Source organism: Aminobacter sp. DSM 101952 (assembly GCF_001424795.1).
GTDB lineage: Bacteria > Pseudomonadota > Alphaproteobacteria > Rhizobiales > Rhizobiaceae > Aminobacter > Aminobacter aganoensis.
The window spans coordinates 245,846-265,027 of sequence record NZ_LMCL01000003.1; the positions used below are offsets into that span (position 1 = coordinate 245,846).

18 protein-coding genes and 1 tRNA gene are annotated in these 19,182 nt (G+C 63.2%); 7 read left to right on the top strand and 12 right to left on the bottom strand.

Annotation, left to right across the window (positions count from 1 at the left end; translation table 11 throughout):
• Window positions 1–4: 4 nt before the first annotated feature.
• Complete coding sequence (locus ASC75_RS05745; protein WP_055971535.1) at window positions 5–580, bottom strand: hypothetical protein; 576 nt, start codon at window positions 578–580, stop codon at window positions 5–7.
• 5 nt (window positions 581–585) lie between these two features.
• Window positions 586–2,088, bottom strand: a complete 1,503-nt coding sequence (gene guaB, locus ASC75_RS05750) for an IMP dehydrogenase (protein ID WP_055971539.1) — start codon at window positions 2,086–2,088, stop codon at window positions 586–588.
• Window positions 2,089–2,366: 278 nt separating this feature from the next.
• Here guaB and ASC75_RS05755 point away from each other — a divergent pair, with 278 nt between their 5' ends.
• On the top strand, window positions 2,367–3,776 hold the full coding sequence (locus ASC75_RS05755) for an MFS transporter (RefSeq protein ID WP_055971542.1): 1,410 nt from the start codon (window positions 2,367–2,369) through the stop codon (window positions 3,774–3,776).
• On the opposite strand, the gene ASC75_RS05760 is transcribed toward ASC75_RS05755, so the two are convergent.
• Window positions 3,771–4,490 carry an RlmE family RNA methyltransferase gene (locus ASC75_RS05760; RefSeq protein ID WP_055971545.1) on the bottom strand — a complete coding sequence of 240 codons (720 nt, stop codon included), beginning with the start codon at window positions 4,488–4,490 and terminating at the stop codon, window positions 3,771–3,773. The genes ASC75_RS05755 and ASC75_RS05760 overlap by 6 nt on opposite strands.
• Complete coding sequence (locus ASC75_RS05765; protein ID WP_055971548.1) at window positions 4,487–5,839, bottom strand: Ppx/GppA phosphatase family protein; 1,353 nt, start codon at window positions 5,837–5,839, stop codon at window positions 4,487–4,489. Before ASC75_RS05765 ends, ASC75_RS05760 begins: the two co-directional genes overlap by 4 nt.
• Before the next feature lie 301 nt (window positions 5,840–6,140).
• Here ASC75_RS05765 and ASC75_RS05770 point away from each other — a divergent pair, with 301 nt between their 5' ends.
• From ASC75_RS05770 to ASC75_RS05795, 5 genes are all read left to right on the top strand, one after another.
• Window positions 6,141–7,085 (top strand): YbhN family protein, encoded by a 945-nt coding sequence (locus tag ASC75_RS05770; protein ID WP_055971551.1) that lies wholly within the window; start codon window positions 6,141–6,143, stop codon window positions 7,083–7,085.
• 114 nt (window positions 7,086–7,199) lie between these two features.
• A tRNA-Gln gene (locus tag ASC75_RS05775) sits at window positions 7,200–7,273 on the top strand.
• Window positions 7,274–7,420: 147 nt separating this feature from the next.
• Window positions 7,421–9,562: a DUF6538 domain-containing protein gene (locus ASC75_RS26370; RefSeq protein ID WP_184117324.1), complete on the top strand. Its 2,142-nt coding sequence runs from the start codon at window positions 7,421–7,423 to the stop codon at window positions 9,560–9,562.
• Window positions 9,563–9,806: 244 nt separating this feature from the next.
• Window positions 9,807–10,755, top strand: a protein-coding gene (locus ASC75_RS25130) for an IS630 family transposase (RefSeq protein WP_156381115.1) whose coding sequence is annotated in 2 segments (ribosomal slippage) — window positions 9,807–10,142 and window positions 10,144–10,755 — 948 coding nt in all. Because the reading frame shifts where the segments join, the coding sequence is not laid out codon by codon here.
• Window positions 10,756–11,117: 362 nt separating this feature from the next.
• Complete coding sequence (locus ASC75_RS05795) at window positions 11,118–11,456, top strand: hypothetical protein (RefSeq protein ID WP_156381116.1); 339 nt, start codon at window positions 11,118–11,120, stop codon at window positions 11,454–11,456.
• Between the two features lie 211 nt (window positions 11,457–11,667).
• Here the strand turns inward: ASC75_RS05795 and ASC75_RS05800 are convergent, their stop codons facing one another.
• The 6 genes from ASC75_RS05800 to ASC75_RS05820 form a co-directional block, all read right to left on the bottom strand.
• Window positions 11,668–12,420 carry a hypothetical protein gene (locus ASC75_RS05800; RefSeq protein WP_055971566.1) on the bottom strand — a complete coding sequence of 251 codons (753 nt, stop codon included), beginning with the start codon at window positions 12,418–12,420 and terminating at the stop codon, window positions 11,668–11,670.
• Window positions 12,421–12,497: 77 nt separating this feature from the next.
• Window positions 12,498–12,836 (bottom strand): DUF6634 family protein, encoded by a 339-nt coding sequence (locus ASC75_RS05805; RefSeq protein WP_055971569.1) that lies wholly within the window; start codon window positions 12,834–12,836, stop codon window positions 12,498–12,500.
• A gap of 86 nt (window positions 12,837–12,922) precedes the next feature.
• Window positions 12,923–14,695 (bottom strand): ATP-binding protein, encoded by a 1,773-nt coding sequence (locus ASC75_RS05810; RefSeq protein WP_162244894.1) that lies wholly within the window; start codon window positions 14,693–14,695, stop codon window positions 12,923–12,925.
• Window positions 14,692–15,213, bottom strand: a complete 522-nt coding sequence (locus ASC75_RS26260; protein WP_162244895.1) for a hypothetical protein — start codon at window positions 15,211–15,213, stop codon at window positions 14,692–14,694. Before ASC75_RS26260 ends, ASC75_RS05810 begins: the two co-directional genes overlap by 4 nt.
• A gap of 180 nt (window positions 15,214–15,393) precedes the next feature.
• Entirely contained in the window at window positions 15,394–15,582 is a 189-nt protein-coding gene (locus ASC75_RS25870; protein ID WP_156381117.1) for a hypothetical protein, read from the bottom strand.
• 365 nt (window positions 15,583–15,947) lie between these two features.
• Window positions 15,948–16,613 (bottom strand): hypothetical protein, encoded by a 666-nt coding sequence (locus ASC75_RS05820; protein ID WP_055971576.1) that lies wholly within the window; start codon window positions 16,611–16,613, stop codon window positions 15,948–15,950.
• A gap of 1,115 nt (window positions 16,614–17,728) precedes the next feature.
• On the opposite strand from ASC75_RS05820, the gene ASC75_RS25875 reads away from it, so the two are divergent.
• Window positions 17,729–17,941, top strand: a complete 213-nt coding sequence (locus ASC75_RS25875; RefSeq protein WP_156381118.1) for a hypothetical protein — start codon at window positions 17,729–17,731, stop codon at window positions 17,939–17,941.
• A 310-nt stretch (window positions 17,942–18,251) separates the two neighbouring features.
• Here the strand turns inward: ASC75_RS25875 and ASC75_RS05825 are convergent, their stop codons facing one another.
• Both ASC75_RS05825 and ASC75_RS05830 read right to left on the bottom strand, forming a co-directional pair.
• Complete coding sequence (locus tag ASC75_RS05825; protein ID WP_244487762.1) at window positions 18,252–18,839, bottom strand: VUT family protein; 588 nt, start codon at window positions 18,837–18,839, stop codon at window positions 18,252–18,254.
• On the bottom strand, window positions 18,823–19,182 hold the full coding sequence (locus ASC75_RS05830; RefSeq protein ID WP_055971582.1) for a hypothetical protein: 360 nt from the start codon (window positions 19,180–19,182) through the stop codon (window positions 18,823–18,825). The genes ASC75_RS05825 and ASC75_RS05830 overlap by 17 nt, the downstream gene beginning before the upstream one ends.

Genomic DNA, 19,182 nt, shown 5'->3' on the forward strand with positions numbered 1-19,182 from the left:
CCGATCAGCGCGCCTTGCGGTCGCCGACGCCTGCTGACCGCCTTGCGCTCCGCAGGCCCGCAAGCACAAAGGTTGCGATGACCGCGACCGACACTGCCAGAAACGCAAACTTGGCGACGATCAGGCCGGAGGCGAGCGCCATCGATCTCGCTCCTGCCGATGGCGGGTCCGCGAGGACCCGCGCGACAACGATGTTCTGGGCATAGTCGGCAATCGTGTAAGGCAGCACCAACGCCAGCGCCACGACCGAGCGCGTCGTCTCCGAAAGGACAGCAAAATGCGGCAGCCTCTCGCCCGTCTTCAGCATCAGGCTGATCAGTGCCGCCGAAAGAAGCGCGGGGAAGACAAGGTCGAACGTCAGGTAGTGCCAAACGAGAATGACCTCGGCGCCCGGCCGGCCGAGAGCTGCGATCCAGGCAAAACCCTCGCTCTCGGAGAAGCCCCAGAAACGCAGGTCGAGCGACGGCAGGCCGCCGCTCAGACTGCGGAAATAGAGGAACTCCAGCAGCGTCATTGCGGCAAACACCGCCGCAGCGACGACGCCCAGCGCGGCCGCGTGACGCCGCAGCCGCATGATCATGGGGCTCACATGCCGCCGGGGTAGTTCGGGCTTTCGCGCGTAATGGTCACGTCGTGGGCGTGGCTCTCGCGCAGGCCGGCATTGGAGATGCGCACAAAGGTCGCGCGCTCGCGGAAATCGGCAAGCGTGCGCCCGCCGACATAGCCCATCGCCGCCTTGAGGCCGCCGGCAAGCTGGTGCAAGACACCACCGACAGGGCCCTTGTAGGGCACCTGGCCCTCGATGCCTTCGGGCACCAGCTTGAGCGTGTCGCGCACCTCGGCCTGGAAATAGCGGTCGGCCGAGCCGCGCGCCATGGCACCCACCGAGCCCATGCCGCGATAGGCCTTGAACGAGCGGCCCTGGTGCAGATAGACCTCGCCCGGGCTCTCCTCGGTGCCGGCCAGAAGCGATCCGATCATCGCCGCATCCGCGCCAGCGGCGAGCGCCTTGGCGAGATCGCCCGAATATTTGATGCCGCCGTCGGCGATGACGGTCACGCCGGCCTTCTGCGCCACCTCGACCGCCGACATGATGGCCGACAATTGCGGCACGCCGACACCGGCGACAATGCGCGTGGTGCAGATCGAGCCCGGTCCGATGCCGACCTTGACGGCGTCGGCGCCCGCGTCGATCAGCGCCTGGGCGCCGTCGGCAGTGGCGATGTTGCCGGCCATGATGCGGACCGAATTGGAGATCTTCTTGGCCCGCGCCACGGCGTCGAGCACGCGCTGGGAATGACCATGGGCCGTGTCGATGACGAGCAGGTCGACGCCGGCGTCGATCAGGCGCTCGGCACGCTCGAAGCCATCGTCGCCGACGCTGGTGGCCGCCGCCGCCCGGAGGCGTCCCTGCGCATCCTTGGAGGCGTTCGGGTTGAGCTGCGACTTCTCCATGTCCTTGACGGTGATGAGGCCGACGCAATTGCCGTGCTTGTCGACGACGAGAAGCTTTTCGATGCGGTGCTGGTGCAGCAGCCGCTTGGCCTCGTCCTGCTCGACCGTCTCCTTGACGGTGATCAGGTTCTCGCGCGTCATCAGCTCATAGACCTTCTGCGCCGGGTCGGACGCAAAACGCACGTCGCGGTTGGTCAGGATGCCGACCAGGCGACCGGTCTTCTGGCCACCGGCGCCACCATTTTCGACGACCGGAATACCCGAAATGCCGTGAGTCCGCATCAGGGCGAGCGCGTCGGCCAGCGTGGCGTCCGGGCCGATGGTGACCGGATTGACCACCATGCCCGATTCGAACTTCTTGACCTGGCGGACCTGCTCGGCCTGTTCGACCGGGGTGAAGTTGCGGTGGATGACACCGATGCCGCCGGCCTGGGCCATGGCGATCGCGAGACGGGCTTCGGTCACCGTGTCCATCGCCGCTGAAATGATCGGCACGTTGAGATCGATATCGCCGGCAATGCGGGTGCTGATGTCGGTTTCGCCGGGCATCACCTCGGAATGGCCGGGCTGCAGCAGCACGTCGTCAAAGGTCAGCGCCAGAGCGCCGGTGGAGGATTCAATGATTTTTGCCATGGCCAACCTCGGAATGCGTGAAAGGACGCTGGACCCGTCTGGTATGCAGCGCCGACTCGTCTTTTCCCTTTCAGGATTGGCGGTGGCTGGTACCACGTCTTCGGGCCGATGAAAAGCGCGGCAAAGGCGCAATCGACGCAGAGGCGCCTTCATTGCGCCGACTGGACCGCACGGGCCGCATGTGCTGGCTGCGGACAGGCTGCCGCATCCATGTTAACGGTCAGCGCGGATGGCGCGCTTGGCTGCCTCCAGATGCATGCGCCACTGCGGAAAAGTCCGTGAACAGAACCACCCCGCTCATCCTTGCCGTCGCCCTGTTCATGGAGAACATGGATTCGACCGTCATCGCCACCTCGCTGCCGGCGATCGCGACCGACATCGGCACGAGCCCGATCGCGCTCAAGCTGGCGCTGACGGCCTATCTCGTCTCCCTCGCCATATTCATCCCCATCAGCGCCTGGATGGCCGACCGTTTTGGCGCCAAGCTGGTCTTCCGCGTCGCCATCGGCGTCTTCATGCTGGGTTCGGTCGCCTGCGCGATCTCGGGATCGCTCGGCGAATTCGTGCTCGCGCGCTTCCTGCAAGGCATGGGCGGATCGATGATGACGCCGGTGGCGCGCCTGGTGCTGGTGCGTACCACCGAAAAGAGCGGGCTGGTAGCGGCAATGGCCACGCTGACCATCCCGGCACTCGTCGGTCCGCTCATCGGCCCGCCGGTCGGCGGCTTCATCACCACCTTTTTTGCCTGGCACTGGATCTTCCTGATCAATATTCCCATCGGCGCGCTGGGCATCTGGCTTTCAGGGCGCTTCCTGCCCGAGATCCCGCCGGAGGCAACACGGCCGATCGACGTGCGCGGCTTCTTCCTTTCGGCCATCGCGGCCTCGGGGGTGGTCTTCGGCCTGTCGGTGGTCAGCCTGCCAGCGCTTCCGCCCATGGTCGGCGTCGTCACCATTGCCGTCGGTCTCGCCGCAGCCCTGCTCTATATCCGCCACGCACGGCGGACGCCGTACCCGCTGCTTGAACTCAAGCTTTTCGCCAACCCGGTCTTCCGCACGGCGATCCTCGGCGGATCGCTGTTTCGCGTCGGCGTCGGCGCGGCGCCGTTCCTGTTGCCGCTGCTGTTCCAGCTCGGCTTCGGGCTGTCGCCATTCCAGTCCGGCATGATCACCTTCGCCACGGCGGCGGGTGCGTTGTCGATGAAGTTCGTCGCGCCAAAAATCCTGAAGAGCATGGGATTCCGCACGGTGCTGACGGTCGCTTCGGTGGCTTCAGCCGGGCTGATGGCCGCCAATGCGCTGTTCACATCCCAGACGCCCTATCTCGTGATCCTGCTGGTGCTGTTCCTGGCAGGCTTCCTGCGCTCGCTCTTCTTCACGTCGTCGAACGCGCTGGTCTTTGCCGACATCGAAGCGGCCCAGAGCGGCCAGGCCACGGCGATTTCGGCAGTCGCCCAGCAAACCTCGGTGGCGCTCGGCGTGGCAGTGGGCGGCGGCGCACTGGAACTATGGTCGCTGGCCACCGGCCAGGCCATCGGCGGGGCCGGCTTCACCTTCGCGTTCCTGACGGTCGCGCTCATTTCGGGTCTGCCGGCACTGATGTACGCACGCATGGCGGCCGATGCCGGCGGCTCGGTTTCCGGCCACCGCCTGCGCCGGCGCGAAGCGGACGAGCCGCAGCAGCTATGAGGCGTCCGGCTCGGACCGGCCCTTGAAGTCCTTGGCGAGCAGATAGAGCTCCGCCGACTCGTCACGCGAGGCCGGCGGCTTGACGTGGTGGACGGTGCGGAAATTCTGCTTGAGCAGCGTCAAAAGCTCGGCCTCGGTGCCGCCCTGGAAGGTCTTGGCCAGGAAATGCCCGCCCGGCTTCAGCACAGAGATGGCAAAGTCGGCGGCAACCTCGCACAGATGCATGGTGCGGATGTGGTCGGTGCGCCGGTGCCCCGTCGTGGGCGCAGCCATGTCGGACAGCACCAGGTCGGGCGCGCCGCCGAGCGCCTCGGACAGGCGCGCGGGGGCCGCATCGTCGAGGAAATCCATGAGCAGGACGGGCGCGCCGGGCACCGCATCCATCTCGAGATAGTCGATGCCCACTACATGCGGGCTTTCGGCAGTCGAGCTGGTGCGGGCAGCCGCCACCTGGCACCAGCCGCCGGGGGCAGCACCCAGATCGATGACCTTCATGCCCGGCTTCAGCAGATGATGCTTGTCGTCGATCTCGATCAGCTTGTAGGCGGCGCGCGAGCGGTAGCCGTCGGCCTTCGAGCGCTGGACGTAAGGATCGTTCATGTGGCGTTCGAGCCAGCGACGCGACGATTCCTTGAGGCCGTGCTTCTTCTTGATCTTGGTGCGGAGAACGCGCGTCGCGCCCGCTCCTACCGCTGGTCTTGGTTTCTTGGTCATGTGCGCTGTCCGTTTCGCCAGTTGCGGCGCCACACGCCGTCGTCGGCCATCAATTCGCTCAAAATGCCCTCGCGCAAGCCGCGATCGGCGACACGAAGCCGCTCCGACGGCCAGACCGCCCGAATAGCCTCCAGAATGGCGCAACCGGCCAGGACGAGGTCGGCGCGGTCGGCGCCGATGCAGGGATTGGCCACCCGCTGCTGGAAATCCCAGCCAAGCACCTTTTCGACCATGCGGTCGACGCTGGTTCCGTCCATCCACAGGCCGTCGACGCGGCGGCGGTCGTAGCGGTCGAGTTCGAGATGCACGCCGGCAAGCGTGGTGACCGTGCCGGAGGTCCCCAACAGGTGAAATTTCGGGCTCGACACGACATGCGCCAGGCGATCCCGCCCGTCGAACGAGCGCAGGCGGTTGGCGACATCCTCGACCATCGCCGCGAAGATCTCGCGCGTCACCGTACGGCCGCCGAAGCGCTCGGCGAGCGAAACCACCCCAACCGGAAGCGACGTCCACGAGACGATGTGATTCGCCAACCGCGGCGAGCGATGGCGCGAAACATCGATCAGGGCGATCTCGGAGGAGCCGCCACCGATGTCGAAGAGCACGACCCCGTCAGTGTCGCGCTCGACCAGCGAACCGCATCCCGAGACCGCGAGCCGCGCTTCAGTCTGGCGGTCGATGATCTCGAGCTTGAGGCCTGCCTCGCGCTCGACGCGATCGATGAACTCGGCGCCGTTGGCTGCCGAGCGGCAGGCCTCGGTGGCGATCAGGCGCGCCTTCTTGATCTTGCGGTTGCGCAACTTGTCGCTGCAGACCTTGAGTGCTTCGACCGCCCTGTCCATGGCCGCCTGGCCGAGCCGGCCCGACGCCGACAGCCCCTCGCCCAGCCGCACGATGCGCGAGAAGGCGTCGATCACGCGGAACTGGCCCGGCCGGCCGGGCACGGCCACCAGCAGCCGGCAATTGTTGGTGCCAAGGTCGAGCGCGGCAAAGACCGGCAGGTCCGACACCGGCATGCGGCGCGGCTGTTCGGCCAGATCAGCCCTTGCGGCCGTATTGCCTGGCTTTACAGAAACGGCCGGCCCGGCCAAAGGCGCGGCGACCTCCGCCGGCTTGCCGCCAGCCGCAGGCTGGACGCCGTCGCGCGCGTAAACCTTGCGGCCGCGGCGGCGCTTGCGCCTTTTCCTGGTCTTGCCCTTTGGTTGCGCGGCGTCCCCATTGCCGTGACCGTTGACCGGTCGCACGGCGGCCTGACGGCCCGGTCGGGGAGTGTCCCCGCCTTGACGCGACGGACCATCCCCGGAGACACCCGCATCCGACGCCCTGACGTCGGCTTCGCGGTCCTTCACCTTGCAACTTCCTTCTGGCGCCGCGCGAACCTTTCGGACGCTGCACGCGCATCTCATCTTGTGTTGGCGCCAGACTATCAGCGCCGGCCCCGATCACCAAGGCCCGCCGGCGCTGAAATTTGGCAACGCGGCACGGCGCCATCTGCTGGCCCGCTGCCTGGCCTGTCGAAAACCGCTGCTCGGGTTGAATAGCCGGCTTCGATGAGGCAAAGCTTGAGGACGAGCCGGTCGTGCGGGCGGACGCATAGCCACAACGAGGGACTGAAACGCCAGACCGAAAGGAACGGGCAAGCGCTGCTGCATGAAGATCAAGGACTTTATCTGGCCCGTCATCGGGCTCGCCGCCGTCGCCGTATCCGCCTGGCTGCTCTATCATGAATGGCGCGAAATCTCCCTCGACGATGTCTGGGACGGCCTGACCGCCATCCCCCTACACGGCTGGATCCTCGCCGCGATCAGTTCGATCGTCGCCTATGGCGCGCTGGCCGGCTATGACCACATCGCGCTCCTGCATGTCGGCAAGCGTGTGTCGTGGTTCTTCGTCACCGTCTGCTCCTTCACCACCTACGCGCTGTCGCACAATATCGGCGGCTCGGTATTTTCGGGCGCGGTGATCCGCTATCGCGCCTATGCCTCCAAGGGGCTGACCGGCCAGGAGGTCGGCGTGCTCGTCGGCATCTGCTGGTTCACCTTCGTGCTTTCGAGCGTGTTCGTCGGCGGCGTGGTGATTCTGCTCGAGCCTGGCCTGCTCGACCGCTACACAGAGGGCAGCTACGAAGCATGGTGGATCGCACTGGGCGTTGCCATGCTGCTGTCGGTCGGTGCCTACGTCTTCGGCAGCTGGCTGCATCTCAAGCCGCTCGCCATCCGCAGCTTCCGCCTGCATTATCCGGCGCTGCCGATCGTGGCGCGCCAGCTGATCATCGGTCCGCTGGAAATCCTGGCTGCCGCGGCGATCATCTATTTCGCCCTGCCCGCCGAGCACAACCCGGGCTACCTGATCGTGCTCGGCATCTTCCTGTTCTCGTTTGCGGTGGCGCAGGCCTCGCATGCGCCGGGCGGACTGGGTGTGCTCGAAGTGGTGTTCCTTACCGGCCTGTCGGAAATGGATCCGGCGGCCGTGCTCGCCGCGCTTTTGGTCTTCAGGCTGTTCTACCTCATCATCCCGCTCATTCTCGGGATCATGGCGGTGCTTGCCTTCGAGCATTCGCAATTCGGCCGGGGCACCAAAAAGGACGAGGCCTGAAAACCAAAATTGCCGCAGCCGATGGGGTTGACTATTTCCCGGCTCCGGCTACAAGGCGCGCACAGGTGGCCGCGTCCAACGCGACCCGCCGGCGCCGGACAAGCTTCGGCCTGCTGGGGAATAGGTTAACGGTAGACCCACGGACTCTGACTCCGTTAGTCCTGGTTCGAATCCAGGTTCCCCAGCCATTTAATTTCCAAGCCATTGAAATCGTTCGTAAAACAGATCGCTGCGAATCCGTTTTCGATGCCTTTCCGCGATTGTGCACACAACTGAGGCACAGGGCTGCGCACATTCGGACTGCCATGCCCTTCAGACGCGAGAGGCAGTCCGGCATGGGAAGACGTCACGAAATCCAGAATCTCGTCCGCAGGGGCAACATGTTCCATTGGCGGCCGCGCATTCCGCGCCAGTTCTCGGAAATTGCCGAACGGCACCTTTCACTAAGTCTCCACCTCTCTGACCATAGAAAGGCCCAGTACATGGCGCGGCGCCTCAACACGCTGCTGCACGAGTTGAAGCTGACGCCAGGAGCCGCGGTGACGACGAAGGACCAGCTCGAATCGCTTTTCCGCGCGGAAGCGGTCCGCATGAGCGAGCACCTCGACAATCTGTCGTTCGCTGCGCGTCGTGTGGGGACAGACGCAGCCCTTTCCGCCAAGGCCGATATCGAGATCGGCTGGGCCTACCGCCTGATCGAGCTGTTCGGCACTATGCGCAAGCTCTCCTTCGAACCGGGTTGCCCAGGACGGTCAGCGCTCGAGCGCGCCAGCATTCCAGAACCGAGCATTGCCACGATCGCAACTGCGTTCACGCAAGAGCAGGCTGACTGTCGGCACAGCCACTTCGAAAAGGCGCTCGTCGCCGATATGGCAGCGCACGGGATCGCCGACACGCTGATCAACCGCGAACGCGCGACAGCACAACTGATGCGCGCCAAGGCAGACATGCTGCTCGCAGTGCCTTCACGCTATCCGGAATTGAGAGGATCGAACGTCGCCGAAATATTGGCCGACAAGGTGATGGCGGCGACTGACAATGGAACTCCGTCCGTGGCCAAGCCCTTCGCCACGCAGTCTGCGGTCGTCGAACAGGGTGCCTCGCCCACGGATTCCGAAACACGAGTCCAAAGCGAATACTTGATGCCAGAGCAATCTGTGGTCGTTGCCGAACATGCCGCAACGCCCGTACCGCTTTCTGCGCCGCCGCCGAAAGACATCCCGCTTCCTGTCACCGAATTCATGACGCGCTGCCAAAAATTGATCGCTGGCAAGAAGGACTGGGAGCGAAAAACTGGCCAGGACGTGCGCGTCGTCGTCGCGACATTTGTTGGCATTCTCGGAGAACATGGCGTCAAGACCTCGGCCGAGATTACCCAGTTCCACTTGGGGCGGCTACGCGACCACTTCGACGAGATTCCAACCACCTATGGCCAGAGTTCGCGGTTGCGTCGCCTCTCCACCAGGGAGTTGCGCGAGGCCGCGTCACGCCAGGTCGAAATCGCAAAAGCTCGAAACCAGCAGCCGCCAAAAATTGGCCTCGAGGCCAACACGATCCGCAAGCACCTGACGAACCTGGGCGAATTTCTGAGAAGTCTGCGTGGGCGTGGATTTGCCGTGGCCGACCTTAGCATGGATGGCCTTAGGCCGGCGAAGCTCAAGTCAGGCGACCTGAGAACCCTGACGGATAAGCCGGACGAGAACAGGCTCAGGCCGCTTTTCGACATGGCGGTATTCACCGGATGCCGAAGCGCCGAGGAACAGGGCGTTGCGGGCGGCCAGGTATTTCACAGCGCAAACTATTACCTCCCAATGCTCCTTGCGTATCTCGGGTCGCGACGCAACGAGATGGCAGGGCTTGCCGTGAAAGACATCGTCGAGACATCGAACGGTTGGGCGATCGAAATCCGTCCTAATGCACTGCGTCGGATCAAGAACAGTCAATCTGTCCGCACTTTGCCTGTTCCAGACGAGGTGCTGCGCCTCGGCCTCCTGCCTTATGTCCGGGCGATCCGCGATCTCGGCTACAGTGCCCTGTTTCCGGAACTTTACACTCAGTCCTCGGACAACGATGCTGGCGATCGATTCTACAAGGACTTCATGCCTTTGGTCAAAAAAAGTGAAGTGGCTGGGCAAGACGTCTGGGCCCGCTTTTTGCATGCGCTTCGACACGGCAACGCCAATACCCTGAAGCAAAAGCGCGTCAGCATCGAAATCATTGACGATATTTCCGGACGTCTGAGTCGTGGAGAGACGAGCGTTCGCTACACCAACGCTGCGGGGCTGCCGCTTGTCCGCTCAGCTCTGGCGAACTATCCGACGGTGACGGGGCATCTTGAGCCGCAACCACTTCAGCTTCTGCCCTGGGTCGCCAAGCGTCAGTCACCGCCCTGGGCGGGGCGCTCAAGGTCTCAGCGCCTCGCCGACGCTCGATCTGTACGCTCAGAACGGGCCAAGACCCGCAGAAAGTTGGATTGAAAATTGGCATGATTGCCCGCGTTGGGGCCAGGCAAATTTGGCTGCAGGTCTACACGAGCGGCCATTCGAAGCTGCTTTCCGGCAACAACCGAGGAAACAGCAGCCATCCAGATCATTCGTCCAATTACTTGAGACCGTGCCTGGGACATCGCCTTAGAGCGTTTCATCTCTTGAGAGAATCGTAGGATTCCCAAAGAAGGTCGTTTGTGATTCAAGATGTTGGCTGGGCGGAGGCCAGCATCTGATGACGCGAGCCCTTTCGAACGATCTTCGTGAGCGTGTTGTTGCGGCGGTTGGCGCCGGCGAGAACTGCCGAGCAGTGGCATCGCGCTTTGGCGTTGCAGTTTCCTCGGTTGTGAAGTGGTCGCAGCGTTACCGTGCCACCGGCTCGGTGGCGCCAGGCAAGATGGGCGGGCACCGCAAGCGGGTTCTGGAGCCGCATCGGGCGTTCATCGTGGAGCGGATCAACCAGACATCTGACCTGACGCTGCATCGGCTGAAGGACGAGTTGGCCGCGCGCGGGGTGACGGTCTCACGCAATGCGGTCTGGATGTTCTTGAGGCGCGAGGGCCTGAGCTTCAAAAAAAACGCTGTTCGCCCTTGAGCAGGCCCGGGCCGACATCGCCCGTCGCCGCCAGCGCTGGAAGTCGTGGCAGGGCAGCCTGGATCCGCAGTGCCTTGTCTTCATCGATGAGACCTGGATCAAGACCAACATGGCGCCGTTGCGCGGGTGGGGGCCGAAGGGCAAACGGCTGCGCGGCCTGGCTCCGCACGGCCACTGGCGCACACTGACCTTCCTTGGTGCATTGCGCTGGGATCGGCTCACGGCACCTTGCGTCTTCGACGGACCGATCAACGGCCAATGCTTCCGCGCCTATGTCGAGCAGCAACTCGTTGCAGTCCTGAAGCCCGGCGATATCGTCGTCATGGACAACCTCGGAAGTCATAAGTCGGCCGCCATCAGGCAGATGATCAAGGCCGCTGGCGCCAGGCTTTGGTATCTGCCGCCCTATTCCCCAGACCTCAATCCCATTGAGCAGACCTTCGCCAAGATCAAACACTGGATGCGCCAAGCCCAGAAGCGCACCGTCGAGGACACCTGGCGCCACATCGGACACCTCGTCGCAACCATCGAACCAGGCGAATGCAAGAACTACTTCGCAAACGCCGGATACGCTTCCGTCAAAACGTGAAAGGCTCTAGCACCGACCACGACGGCGCGGGCGCGGCGACATCAAATGAAACGGCCGATTACTGATGGTGGCGCCAAGGCCTTGCGCTGGCGCCACCAGCCCACAAGCCCCTAGAAAACTCCACAAATGATGCCGGCGCTTGGACATGTTCACTCAACGAGGCGGTAGGTCGGCTCATGTCCCCGGCAACTCGAAACAAATCAGAAAAATTTGCGCTATTCGGATTCTGATCTCGGGCGCCGCGATTCAGAAGCCTCGGCAAACGATTCAGAATTCGAAAACGTCGTTACATCGCAAACGGCGTTTGTCGCTTGCATGGCCAAAGCCGACCATTGTCCTGCACCATGATGAGGAGGATGACGATGGCGCGGAGACACGAGAGACTGGAGAGGCAACGGATTTATCAGCGTGAGTACCGGGCGAAGCGCAGGCAGGAACGGGCTCCCGATCGCGACGATATCGCACGGGCCATGCTGCGCTACATGATCGTGTCGGCGCAGCAGCGTGGCAGTGATCGCCTGCTGGGCCGAGTGATCGCGGAGGTGTCGCGACAGCTGGTCGACCAGGGATTCAGTGCCAAGGCAACGCGAGCCGCGTGGGAAGGGCTGCTCGAACGTTACGAAGACGGCTGGGACTTTTTCCCGAAGCCGCATTTGCGGCGGCACGAGATCAAGGCCACCGACGATGGAAACGGGAACTGACCAAGCGGGTCCCCTCGCCCGGCCATGCTGCCGGACCTGGCATTGTGGTGGCAGGACACCCCGCCCCGACTTCGACGAAGGCGCGGCCGCATGGCTTGTCACGCGGCCGCGCATTCCCCGGGCACGATATCGCTGACACAAACGGCGTTTACATGGCCCTATTCGTTCTCCCCCCATTACTTCACCAAACGGCGTTTTCGGCACCACCGATTCAGAATTCGGTATTTCCGTTACAGCCATTGTTGGACATCAGCGCATCGAGTTCATTTCCATCGAGGGTGCCGACCGTCATCAGCGCATCGGCGATCCTTTGGACCGAGGGAAGATGGCGCCGGATGAGCTCCCGCGCCTGGCGATAGGCATGCTCGAGCCGGCCGTTGACACGGATGGCGAGGTCGGTGCCATCCGCCAGTTGGGCAAACTTTGCCTCAACCTGCCTGTGGAGCAGCGGCATCTTTTTGGAGAAGCCCAGCGTCGTTTCCATCGCAACAGCAAGCTCGGTGGCCAGGCCGAGGTCGCTGCGTGGTGAACCGCCAGCACCAGCCGACACACTTCCCAGAAGCTCCTCCTCGGCGGCGCGACCGGCCAGCCTCGTAACGATCTGGGCAGTAATGCCCGCTTCGCTCTGGGCAACCAGACTGTAGGTCTCGCCTTCGACATGCCCGCCCTGTGGGCCGTCGATGGTGACTGTCTCGATCCGGGCCGTGCCGAGCGCCAGATGCGCCACGACATGACCGGCTTCGTGGATCGCCATGCGCCGCCGCAGCGTCTCGGGCCAGATTGGCCTGGTGGCGGCAAGCCCGGCCTGCAGATCGTCGAAGCTCAGGTGACGACGTTCGCGGCGGGCCTTCTGGCGCGCTTCACGCACGATCCGCTCGACATCGGCGCCGGTCAGCCCACTCGCCTGCCGCGCAAGGGTATGCAGCACCGCCCGGGTGCCAGGATCAAGGGCATGCTCATGCATCAGTTGTCTTTTTCTCCATGGGTTTGCCTGAGTTCACTCCGGTCCCCTCACTCATTTCCGGTTCGTCATCTGTGAGCCTAGGAATTGGATGCAGCACCACCTGGCCGACCGAGGCGATAGAAGCGCGAACGGGTCCGCGCCCAGGATTGGTCGTGGGCGACGAGCACAAGATCCGATGTCGCGATCAGCCTGCCTGTGCCGGTGAGGATCGGGTGACCGGACGACAGGCCGGCCAGGCAGGGAACCGAGTGCTCGGCAACAATCCATTGATCGAGGATCGGCGCTCCAGCAGTCAGATCCCTGGGATCGGCACCATTGCGGATTTTCTCCAGGTCGGAAGCAAGGGTTATCAGCCGGTCGGTCTCGCGCTCAAAACGAGGGTCATGGCGGCCGTTCTGTGGGTCGAACATCAGCATGAGTCTGGGCATTCCTGTGCAATAGGCATCGTTCTTGGTTCGGTAGTGATTTCCTGGATGGGATCAGCGGCCGCGTGCCAGCCTGTTCAAACCGCCGCGCTGGCGGCGATGCCTTCGAGATCGTCGCCAATATGGTGGCGCAGAATGCCGGCCAGGGCCGCGATGCCGGGCGGCTGTATGTCCACATGTTTCTCGAGCCGACCCGACCGCAGCAGCGCCGGGTCGATTGCCTGAGCATTGTTCGTCGCTGCAACAACAATGACACCCGGCGTTTTGACCGCGCCATCAAGAAGTTCGAGACCTCTGTTGACGATCGATGTCCAATATTGATCCCACTCGCCGCGCCGTTCGCGGCGGCCAATCCCGTCGATCTCGTCGATGAAGACGATCGCCGGCTTCATGGCTTCCGCTTCGGCAAAGGTTGCGCTCATGCGCCTGAGCGCATCGCCCAGGTAGCCCGGCTCCAGCCAGGTCGCCACGGACGTTGCGACCAGCGGCACTTGAAGGGTGTTGCACAGAGCCCGAGCGAACAATGTCTTGCCCGTACCTGGCGGCCCCGACAACAAGATCCTGGTGCTCATTTCCGACCAGGCAAGTTCGCCCGCCCGCCATAGCTCCAGGTCTTCCTTGAGCGACATCGCCCATTCGGCAGCCTCGCCATATCCGGCAAGGGTTTCGATGCGGGGAAGGAACCGATCGGATGTCGTGCTGCCCGGCATGCGGGGCTGGATGACATCGGCACCGCTGCCTGAGTCGCGGCCCGGCTTGCGCTTCGCCAGACCGCCCGCAGTCGCGTGCCCGGCACTCCCCGTGCTCCCCGTTTCCTGCTTCGCCCTGACGCGCCGGCGACCGAGTTCGCCGAGCAGTTCGAAAGCGCGTTCCGGTGACTGGCCCGGACGGACGGCAAGCGCGAGATCCGAAAGGGTAAGGACCGCTGCATGCTCGGGATCAAGACGATCATCGTGGCGCGAGCCCAGGACCACAAGCATCGTGTTCATCACGATGTCAGGTGTCAGCGGTCCGCAGTCGAGATGTACGGCAGCGACCCGTCGCAAAGCCTCCGGGATTACCCCGCCGCGCTCGGAGATGCCGACGATCGGATAACCGCTTTCGGCGGCAAAACCGAGCTGGCGCTCCCGCCAGTCGCCATCGTCGTCCAGTTCCGACGCCTTGAAGACGATTGCGTGCCATCTTGGATCCCTGGCTCGCGAGAAGCGCAGCGACCCGGATCGCGACAGCTCACTGCCCTCACTGACAGCGACCCGCCCTGGCGCGAGCACACCGCCCACAAGCAGGCCCAGGACGGTCTCTTCGAAACCTTCGACTTCGGCCGTAACCGTGACCATCGGTGAGAGCATCGAAAGGGCTGCTGCGATCTCCGCCGGCGGCTGACCCCTCTTGTCGGCAGCTTGCGCGATCAAAAGCGCGGCTGCGACATCGCCAGCCCGCAAAGGCATGGCGGAGGCTCGAACGGCGTCGAGAAGCGCACGCGCCTGGTGCGCGACCCGAGGGTTTGTCTTGCCATCGGCATCGGCCTGCGTGGTTCCGTCGCCGCCCCGGCTTCCGTCACTGCGCAGCTTCACCGAGGCGGTGCGGAAGAAATCGGCGTTGTCATCGCTGCGCCTGGCGCGCCCGGCGGCACTGCTGCGGCGGATCATCCGCAGCGCGTCTTCCGCTGATGTCCCCGCGACCAGAGGGCCGACGGCAAAAGCGCGCGCCCCGGCCACAGACCCAAAGTCCGTCCGATCTTCCTGGCGAACGCGCAGGATGCCGCTGGCGACCGCGTCATGGACGGCTTCACTGGCCGCCCGGCGTCGGAGCCGCCCGACAAAAAATCTCGCAAGACGCGCCTCCATCATCGGCCCTCCTCGGCCGACAAATGCGGCGCGAACTCCAGCAGCCCGAGATCGGCAAGCCACTTCGCAACCGAACGGCATGCCGGATCCCCTGCCTCGACAGCCTTGGCAAGCTGCTCGGCGACCGAAGCCGGCAGCGGCACGCCATGCATGAGTGCCGACCGGGCAAAATGGACGGCAAGGCCAACGACGACAGCCGGATCGTCGGCCGCTTTCAGGCGGCAATGGCATGATGTCAGCAGCCCTGCCCGGGCCAGCCGTGCGCATTCCGGGCTGTGGCCGAGCAGTTCCAGCACGGTCTGCATGGAGCCACCCGGGCGTCGTTCACGGTTCGAAACTGGACACGCGTCAGGGTCGGCGGCATGTGACATCGGCTGCTTGCCGAGACCGTGCAGTGACTGTCGGATCAGACCTTGGTCGCGGGACGATGAGTTCGCGGCAATTCCAGTGAGGTCGCTGACTGGCGACGGAGACGCGGAATCAGAATGTCGCTTCGGATTGTCGGGATGAGGCTCGAACATGGGCAAAATCTCCCGCCCGCGGCGAAGCCGCGGGTAAAGCTGGAACAGAAATGATGGATCTGGCGATGACGCGGAGCACGGCAGGCGATGTCAGACCTGTCGATGCGGCCTAACATCTGACCCGAGTCCTGCCTCAGGCAAACTTTGCCTGAGGGTAGAAGCGGGCTCCTCGCCCGACGGCTACCAGGCACTGACGGGGATGATCAGACACTCATAGTGATCGCGCGACCTTGCGCCTGCCGAGCCGAGGAGGCCGCCCAGGCTGACCGGTGCGACCGCCTCGCTGAACAGAACCGAATCGATGTCGACGGGGCCGCCGACATAGTCCCGTGACTTGTCGTTCACAAATGATGGGATAAAGGTGCTCATAAGCTCAGGGCCTTCTGCGTAAGGGATCTGGGTCAGGCCTTCGATGGTGCGCCAACACCGTCGAGGGCCGTCTTGCCCGGCTGATTTGGCCGAGCAGACTCATCCTGGCAGGATCTGCGGGAGATCTGAGCCCTTAAAATGCGAGCCCGATAAAAAAGAACGATCGTTAGGTTAAGGATGGGCTCATTGGCCAGGGGCTCGGTCGAATACCGGGCAGTGCAACTGCATCAGACAGCGCTGTCTCAACGGGTCCGTATCCTTCAAAGCAGATCGGCCCGGAGAACCGGGCCGATCGGGCTGAAAGCGGCGAGATGACGGTGCTGGGCCAGCAAAGATAGCCAATGGCCACCGCCATGAACGCCGGATCAGACGTTGATCGAGCGCGGTCGGATGGCAATGGCGTCCACGGCCGCAGACAAGGTCTCGATGCTGTCTCGCCTGGTTGCCTTGGCTCCCTTGCCCGTCTTGTTGGCGCTAGCCTTCGCACCCGATTTCTTCGCGGCCTTGTCGCGCGCAGCGGCAGCTTTCGCCATCTCATCGATCACGGCAGCCGCCTTCTCCGCGCGATCGCCGACGAGCCATTCGAGCTGCGGCACCACAGTGTCGGTGAGCCAAGGTCCGATGTCGGCAGCCTGCGGCCAGCTCTCGTAGCCGCCAAGATCCTGCAGCATTGCCCAGAGCCTGTACCAGTCATCATCTCTGCTCAGCGGCATCACATGCACGACGCCATCCTGGAACCCCTGCCCCGCCGGTTGAGCGAGCCAGATCAGCGACTCCAGTTGCTCGCGCAGCAAACGGGCGGGATGAATGAGCGGCCGCATGGTCGCATCCTTGGGCACCCGTTTGCCCTGGCGGTGCGGCTCGAGGGCGACGTGGATCGCCTTGAGGACATCGAAGGCCGTGTCCATCATCGCGGCTGCGCCACAGGCCGTCTTCTCGGCGATCTGGGCTCTCAGGCCTGCGACACCACCTCTTGAAACAGCCCGTTTCTCGGTCTCCGGCTCGTTGCCTTCGCGAAGGATCGCATTCACGTCTTTGACCGCTAGCTTGTGGCCAGCTTCCTGCTGCGACAGCAGGTCCTCGATGCGCTCCGGCTGGGGCGCTTGCCATCAGATAAAGTGTGCTCGGCCTGAGGCGCAGGGCCTCGACACGGTTCCGGTACGGGCTCAAGACCCGATAAACAGAGACGTAGTTCTCAGCACCGCGCCGCGAAAGATTCAGAATCTTCTTGGCCCATTTGGCGAAGGTTGCCTGGTCGGGCGCCGCCTCGCGCACGTCATGGATGACCGCGCCGTACTCATAGACATGCGATGTCTCGAGCCGGCCGAGAGCGGCCAACCGCACGCGCGCCACTTCCAGGGCGGGGACCGCCTCGACCGGGATCCCGAGAGCGGCATAGTCCGGAGCCTCGCCTGCTGCAGGCGTCGCGATGGAGGGCGGGACGATGGCCACGCGCGCGTTCTTTCTTCCGCGCGTGGGGGCCTCGATGTCGAAGCTGGCGGGAAGCGGTGTTGCGTCGGCAAGGTCGGTCGAAGGGGTATGCTTTGCCATGGAAGACTCCTTGGATGGCGCTTCAGCTCGTGCCTGAAGAATTGCGAGAAGCAAATCTAAAGGACAACCCATTATGCCAACAATTATTCGACAGGTCAAAACACGAAATACTTAAGGACAAAGTAACTTCAAAACTTGTATCTACCAAAAAGTCTGAATTTTTCCACTTATTGTCGCAACGGAAAACTTTCTTACTTGGATTGCGAAAATTCTTCGCCAGGGATTATCATGAGTAACTTATGCCGATCGGCATCCACGAGTACTTCCTGGCATCACCGCGGCCTGACGGCCTTACATGGCTGACCGATCGATACCGTTTCAAAGCAATGTTCGCGTAGATTTGCGGCGCCACCCGAGCATGGTGCCAAACTAGGCAAACTTTGCCTGACCTTCATGGACAACGTGACGCCATCGACACCGCCAAGCGAAGCCTCCGTCTTCACGGCATGTCGGATTTCTGCAACCAAGCCCGCGCGCCGTCCGCAACCCACAGTGCAATTGGACAGACGCAGCAGCTTCGGTCACCCACCACCTGCTGCTTGCGCGCCGGCCTGGGCGGCGTCACAATACAACCTTGCAGAAGGTGTCGCCGCTCATGAGAAAACCTGCGACAGGAGCGGATCTTTATGCGCGTTTCTCGCGCGATGGTCCACCAAGTGAACTGGCGCTTAATCCGCCAGCCGAGCAGCCGTATCGGGTGCCTGACTTGGAAGAAGCTCTCTTCAAGAAGGGTGAAAGCCTGCCCACTTTGAACAACGCGCCCCGACAGGCCGACATAAGCGGAGACTTGAAGAGCCAGGACGAATGACTTGCCATCTTACTTGGCACTAGACGCCAACGGTCGGCCTCCGGCGCCATATGTCCCGTTTGCGGCCGCTGAACGAACCCGCTGCGCGGGAGGTCGCCAGCGGCTGAGGTAGAAGGCAGAGGCTGGGTGTCGCGCTTGCATTGAGCGTCGTCCGGCAGCGGCAGAGCATGACGGGCTTCTTCAACAAGGAGCCGGTCATGCAGCACCTCCATCTCGACACACCCATCAGCCCACTGCGCCAGCGATTGATCGACGACATGAGCATGCGGCGCTTCTCCCGCGAGACGCAGCGCAACTACCTCCACGATAACTATGATCGAACATGCGATCGTCGATCGGCAGCGCCCCCTCGCGCTCGCTGGATCGCGATGAGCAGCGGTAGCGCAGCCAGAATCATCCAAGCTTTCCCGATGGACTGCCCGACGATGTAGGCTGAACCTCCGAATGCGATCTGGACGAAGATCAAGCTGTCGAGGAGCAGGCCGATGACGCTGCTAGTAACGGACGCGAGCACCAGTCCACGTCGACGCAGCCCGGAAAAGACGAGCAGATCGACCGTTTCCGCAAACAGGAAAGCGGTCACTGAGGCCACCGCCAAGACTGGCGACGCGATGAACGCCGCGATGAGGCCACCGATCAATACCGCAGCAATCGCCCAAAAGACTCCGAGCGCCTCCTGCACGAGGTCACGAAGAACAAACGAGAGGCCTGCAAGAAGCACCCCGGACGGCGCCAGAATGCCCGGCCAGACGGGAATAAGGCACGGGCCGTCCGGAACACAAACTGTTCCAAAATGCGCAATGAGCCAGTTCGCTGCCGGCACGCAGCCGATGAAAGCTGCAAGACTCACCCAGCCCGAAGCGCGGTTCATGCCGCCGAAGTTAGAAATCAGAGGCATCGTGATCGGCAATCTCGCCATGGAATGACGACGTATCGACCGTCATGTCATCGATGACCGGCTCGGAGTCGACGACCCTGCCGTGGAAAGTCCCCGGGAAACTCTCTGAAGTCTCCAGCGGGTCATCAGTGTTCATTCCGTAGCGCAGGACAACATACCAGGTCAGAGGGCCCTGAAACTGATCCCCTTCGAACCGGATTTCATTCTCGAAGGTTTCTACCGTGTCGATTTGAGTCGATGTCGAAAGCAGGTCGAGATCCGACCAGGCCTGTGTGTCCTGATAGTCCGTCGCTTGCACTGCCACGACGATCTTCCGGCGCAGCATTCTGTTCTTGTCATCCAT

Bases quoted from the DNA above. Each gene is read 5' to 3' on its own strand.
- ASC75_RS05805 (WP_055971569.1), bottom strand. From the start codon at position 12,836: ATGCTGATGTTCGACCCACAGAACGGCCGCCATGACCCTCGTTTTGAG.
- guaB (WP_055971539.1), bottom strand. From the start codon at position 2,088: ATGGCAAAAATCATTGAATCCTCCACCGGCGCTCTGGCGCTGACCTTT.
- ASC75_RS05760 (WP_055971545.1), bottom strand. From the start codon at position 4,490: ATGACCAAGAAACCAAGACCAGCGGTAGGAGCGGGCGCGACGCGCGTT.
- ASC75_RS05745 (WP_055971535.1), bottom strand. From the start codon at position 580: ATGATCATGCGGCTGCGGCGTCACGCGGCCGCGCTGGGCGTCGTCGCT.
- ASC75_RS26260 (WP_162244895.1), bottom strand. From the start codon at position 15,213: ATGTTCGAGCCTCATCCCGACAATCCGAAGCGACATTCTGATTCCGCG.
- ASC75_RS26370 (WP_184117324.1), top strand. From the start codon at position 7,421: ATGGGAAGACGTCACGAAATCCAGAATCTCGTCCGCAGGGGCAACATG.
- ASC75_RS05825 (WP_244487762.1), bottom strand. From the start codon at position 18,839: ATGCCTCTGATTTCTAACTTCGGCGGCATGAACCGCGCTTCGGGCTGG.
- ASC75_RS25870 (WP_156381117.1), bottom strand. From the start codon at position 15,582: ATGAGCACCTTTATCCCATCATTTGTGAACGACAAGTCACGGGACTAT.
- ASC75_RS25875 (WP_156381118.1), top strand. From the start codon at position 17,729: ATGAGAAAACCTGCGACAGGAGCGGATCTTTATGCGCGTTTCTCGCGC.
- ASC75_RS05830 (WP_055971582.1), bottom strand. From the start codon at position 19,182: ATGGATGACAAGAACAGAATGCTGCGCCGGAAGATCGTCGTGGCAGTG.
- ASC75_RS05800 (WP_055971566.1), bottom strand. From the start codon at position 12,420: ATGCATGAGCATGCCCTTGATCCTGGCACCCGGGCGGTGCTGCATACC.
- ASC75_RS05795 (WP_156381116.1), top strand. From the start codon at position 11,118: ATGGCGCGGAGACACGAGAGACTGGAGAGGCAACGGATTTATCAGCGT.
- ASC75_RS05810 (WP_162244894.1), bottom strand. From the start codon at position 14,695: ATGATGGAGGCGCGTCTTGCGAGATTTTTTGTCGGGCGGCTCCGACGC.
- ASC75_RS05770 (WP_055971551.1), top strand. From the start codon at position 6,141: ATGAAGATCAAGGACTTTATCTGGCCCGTCATCGGGCTCGCCGCCGTC.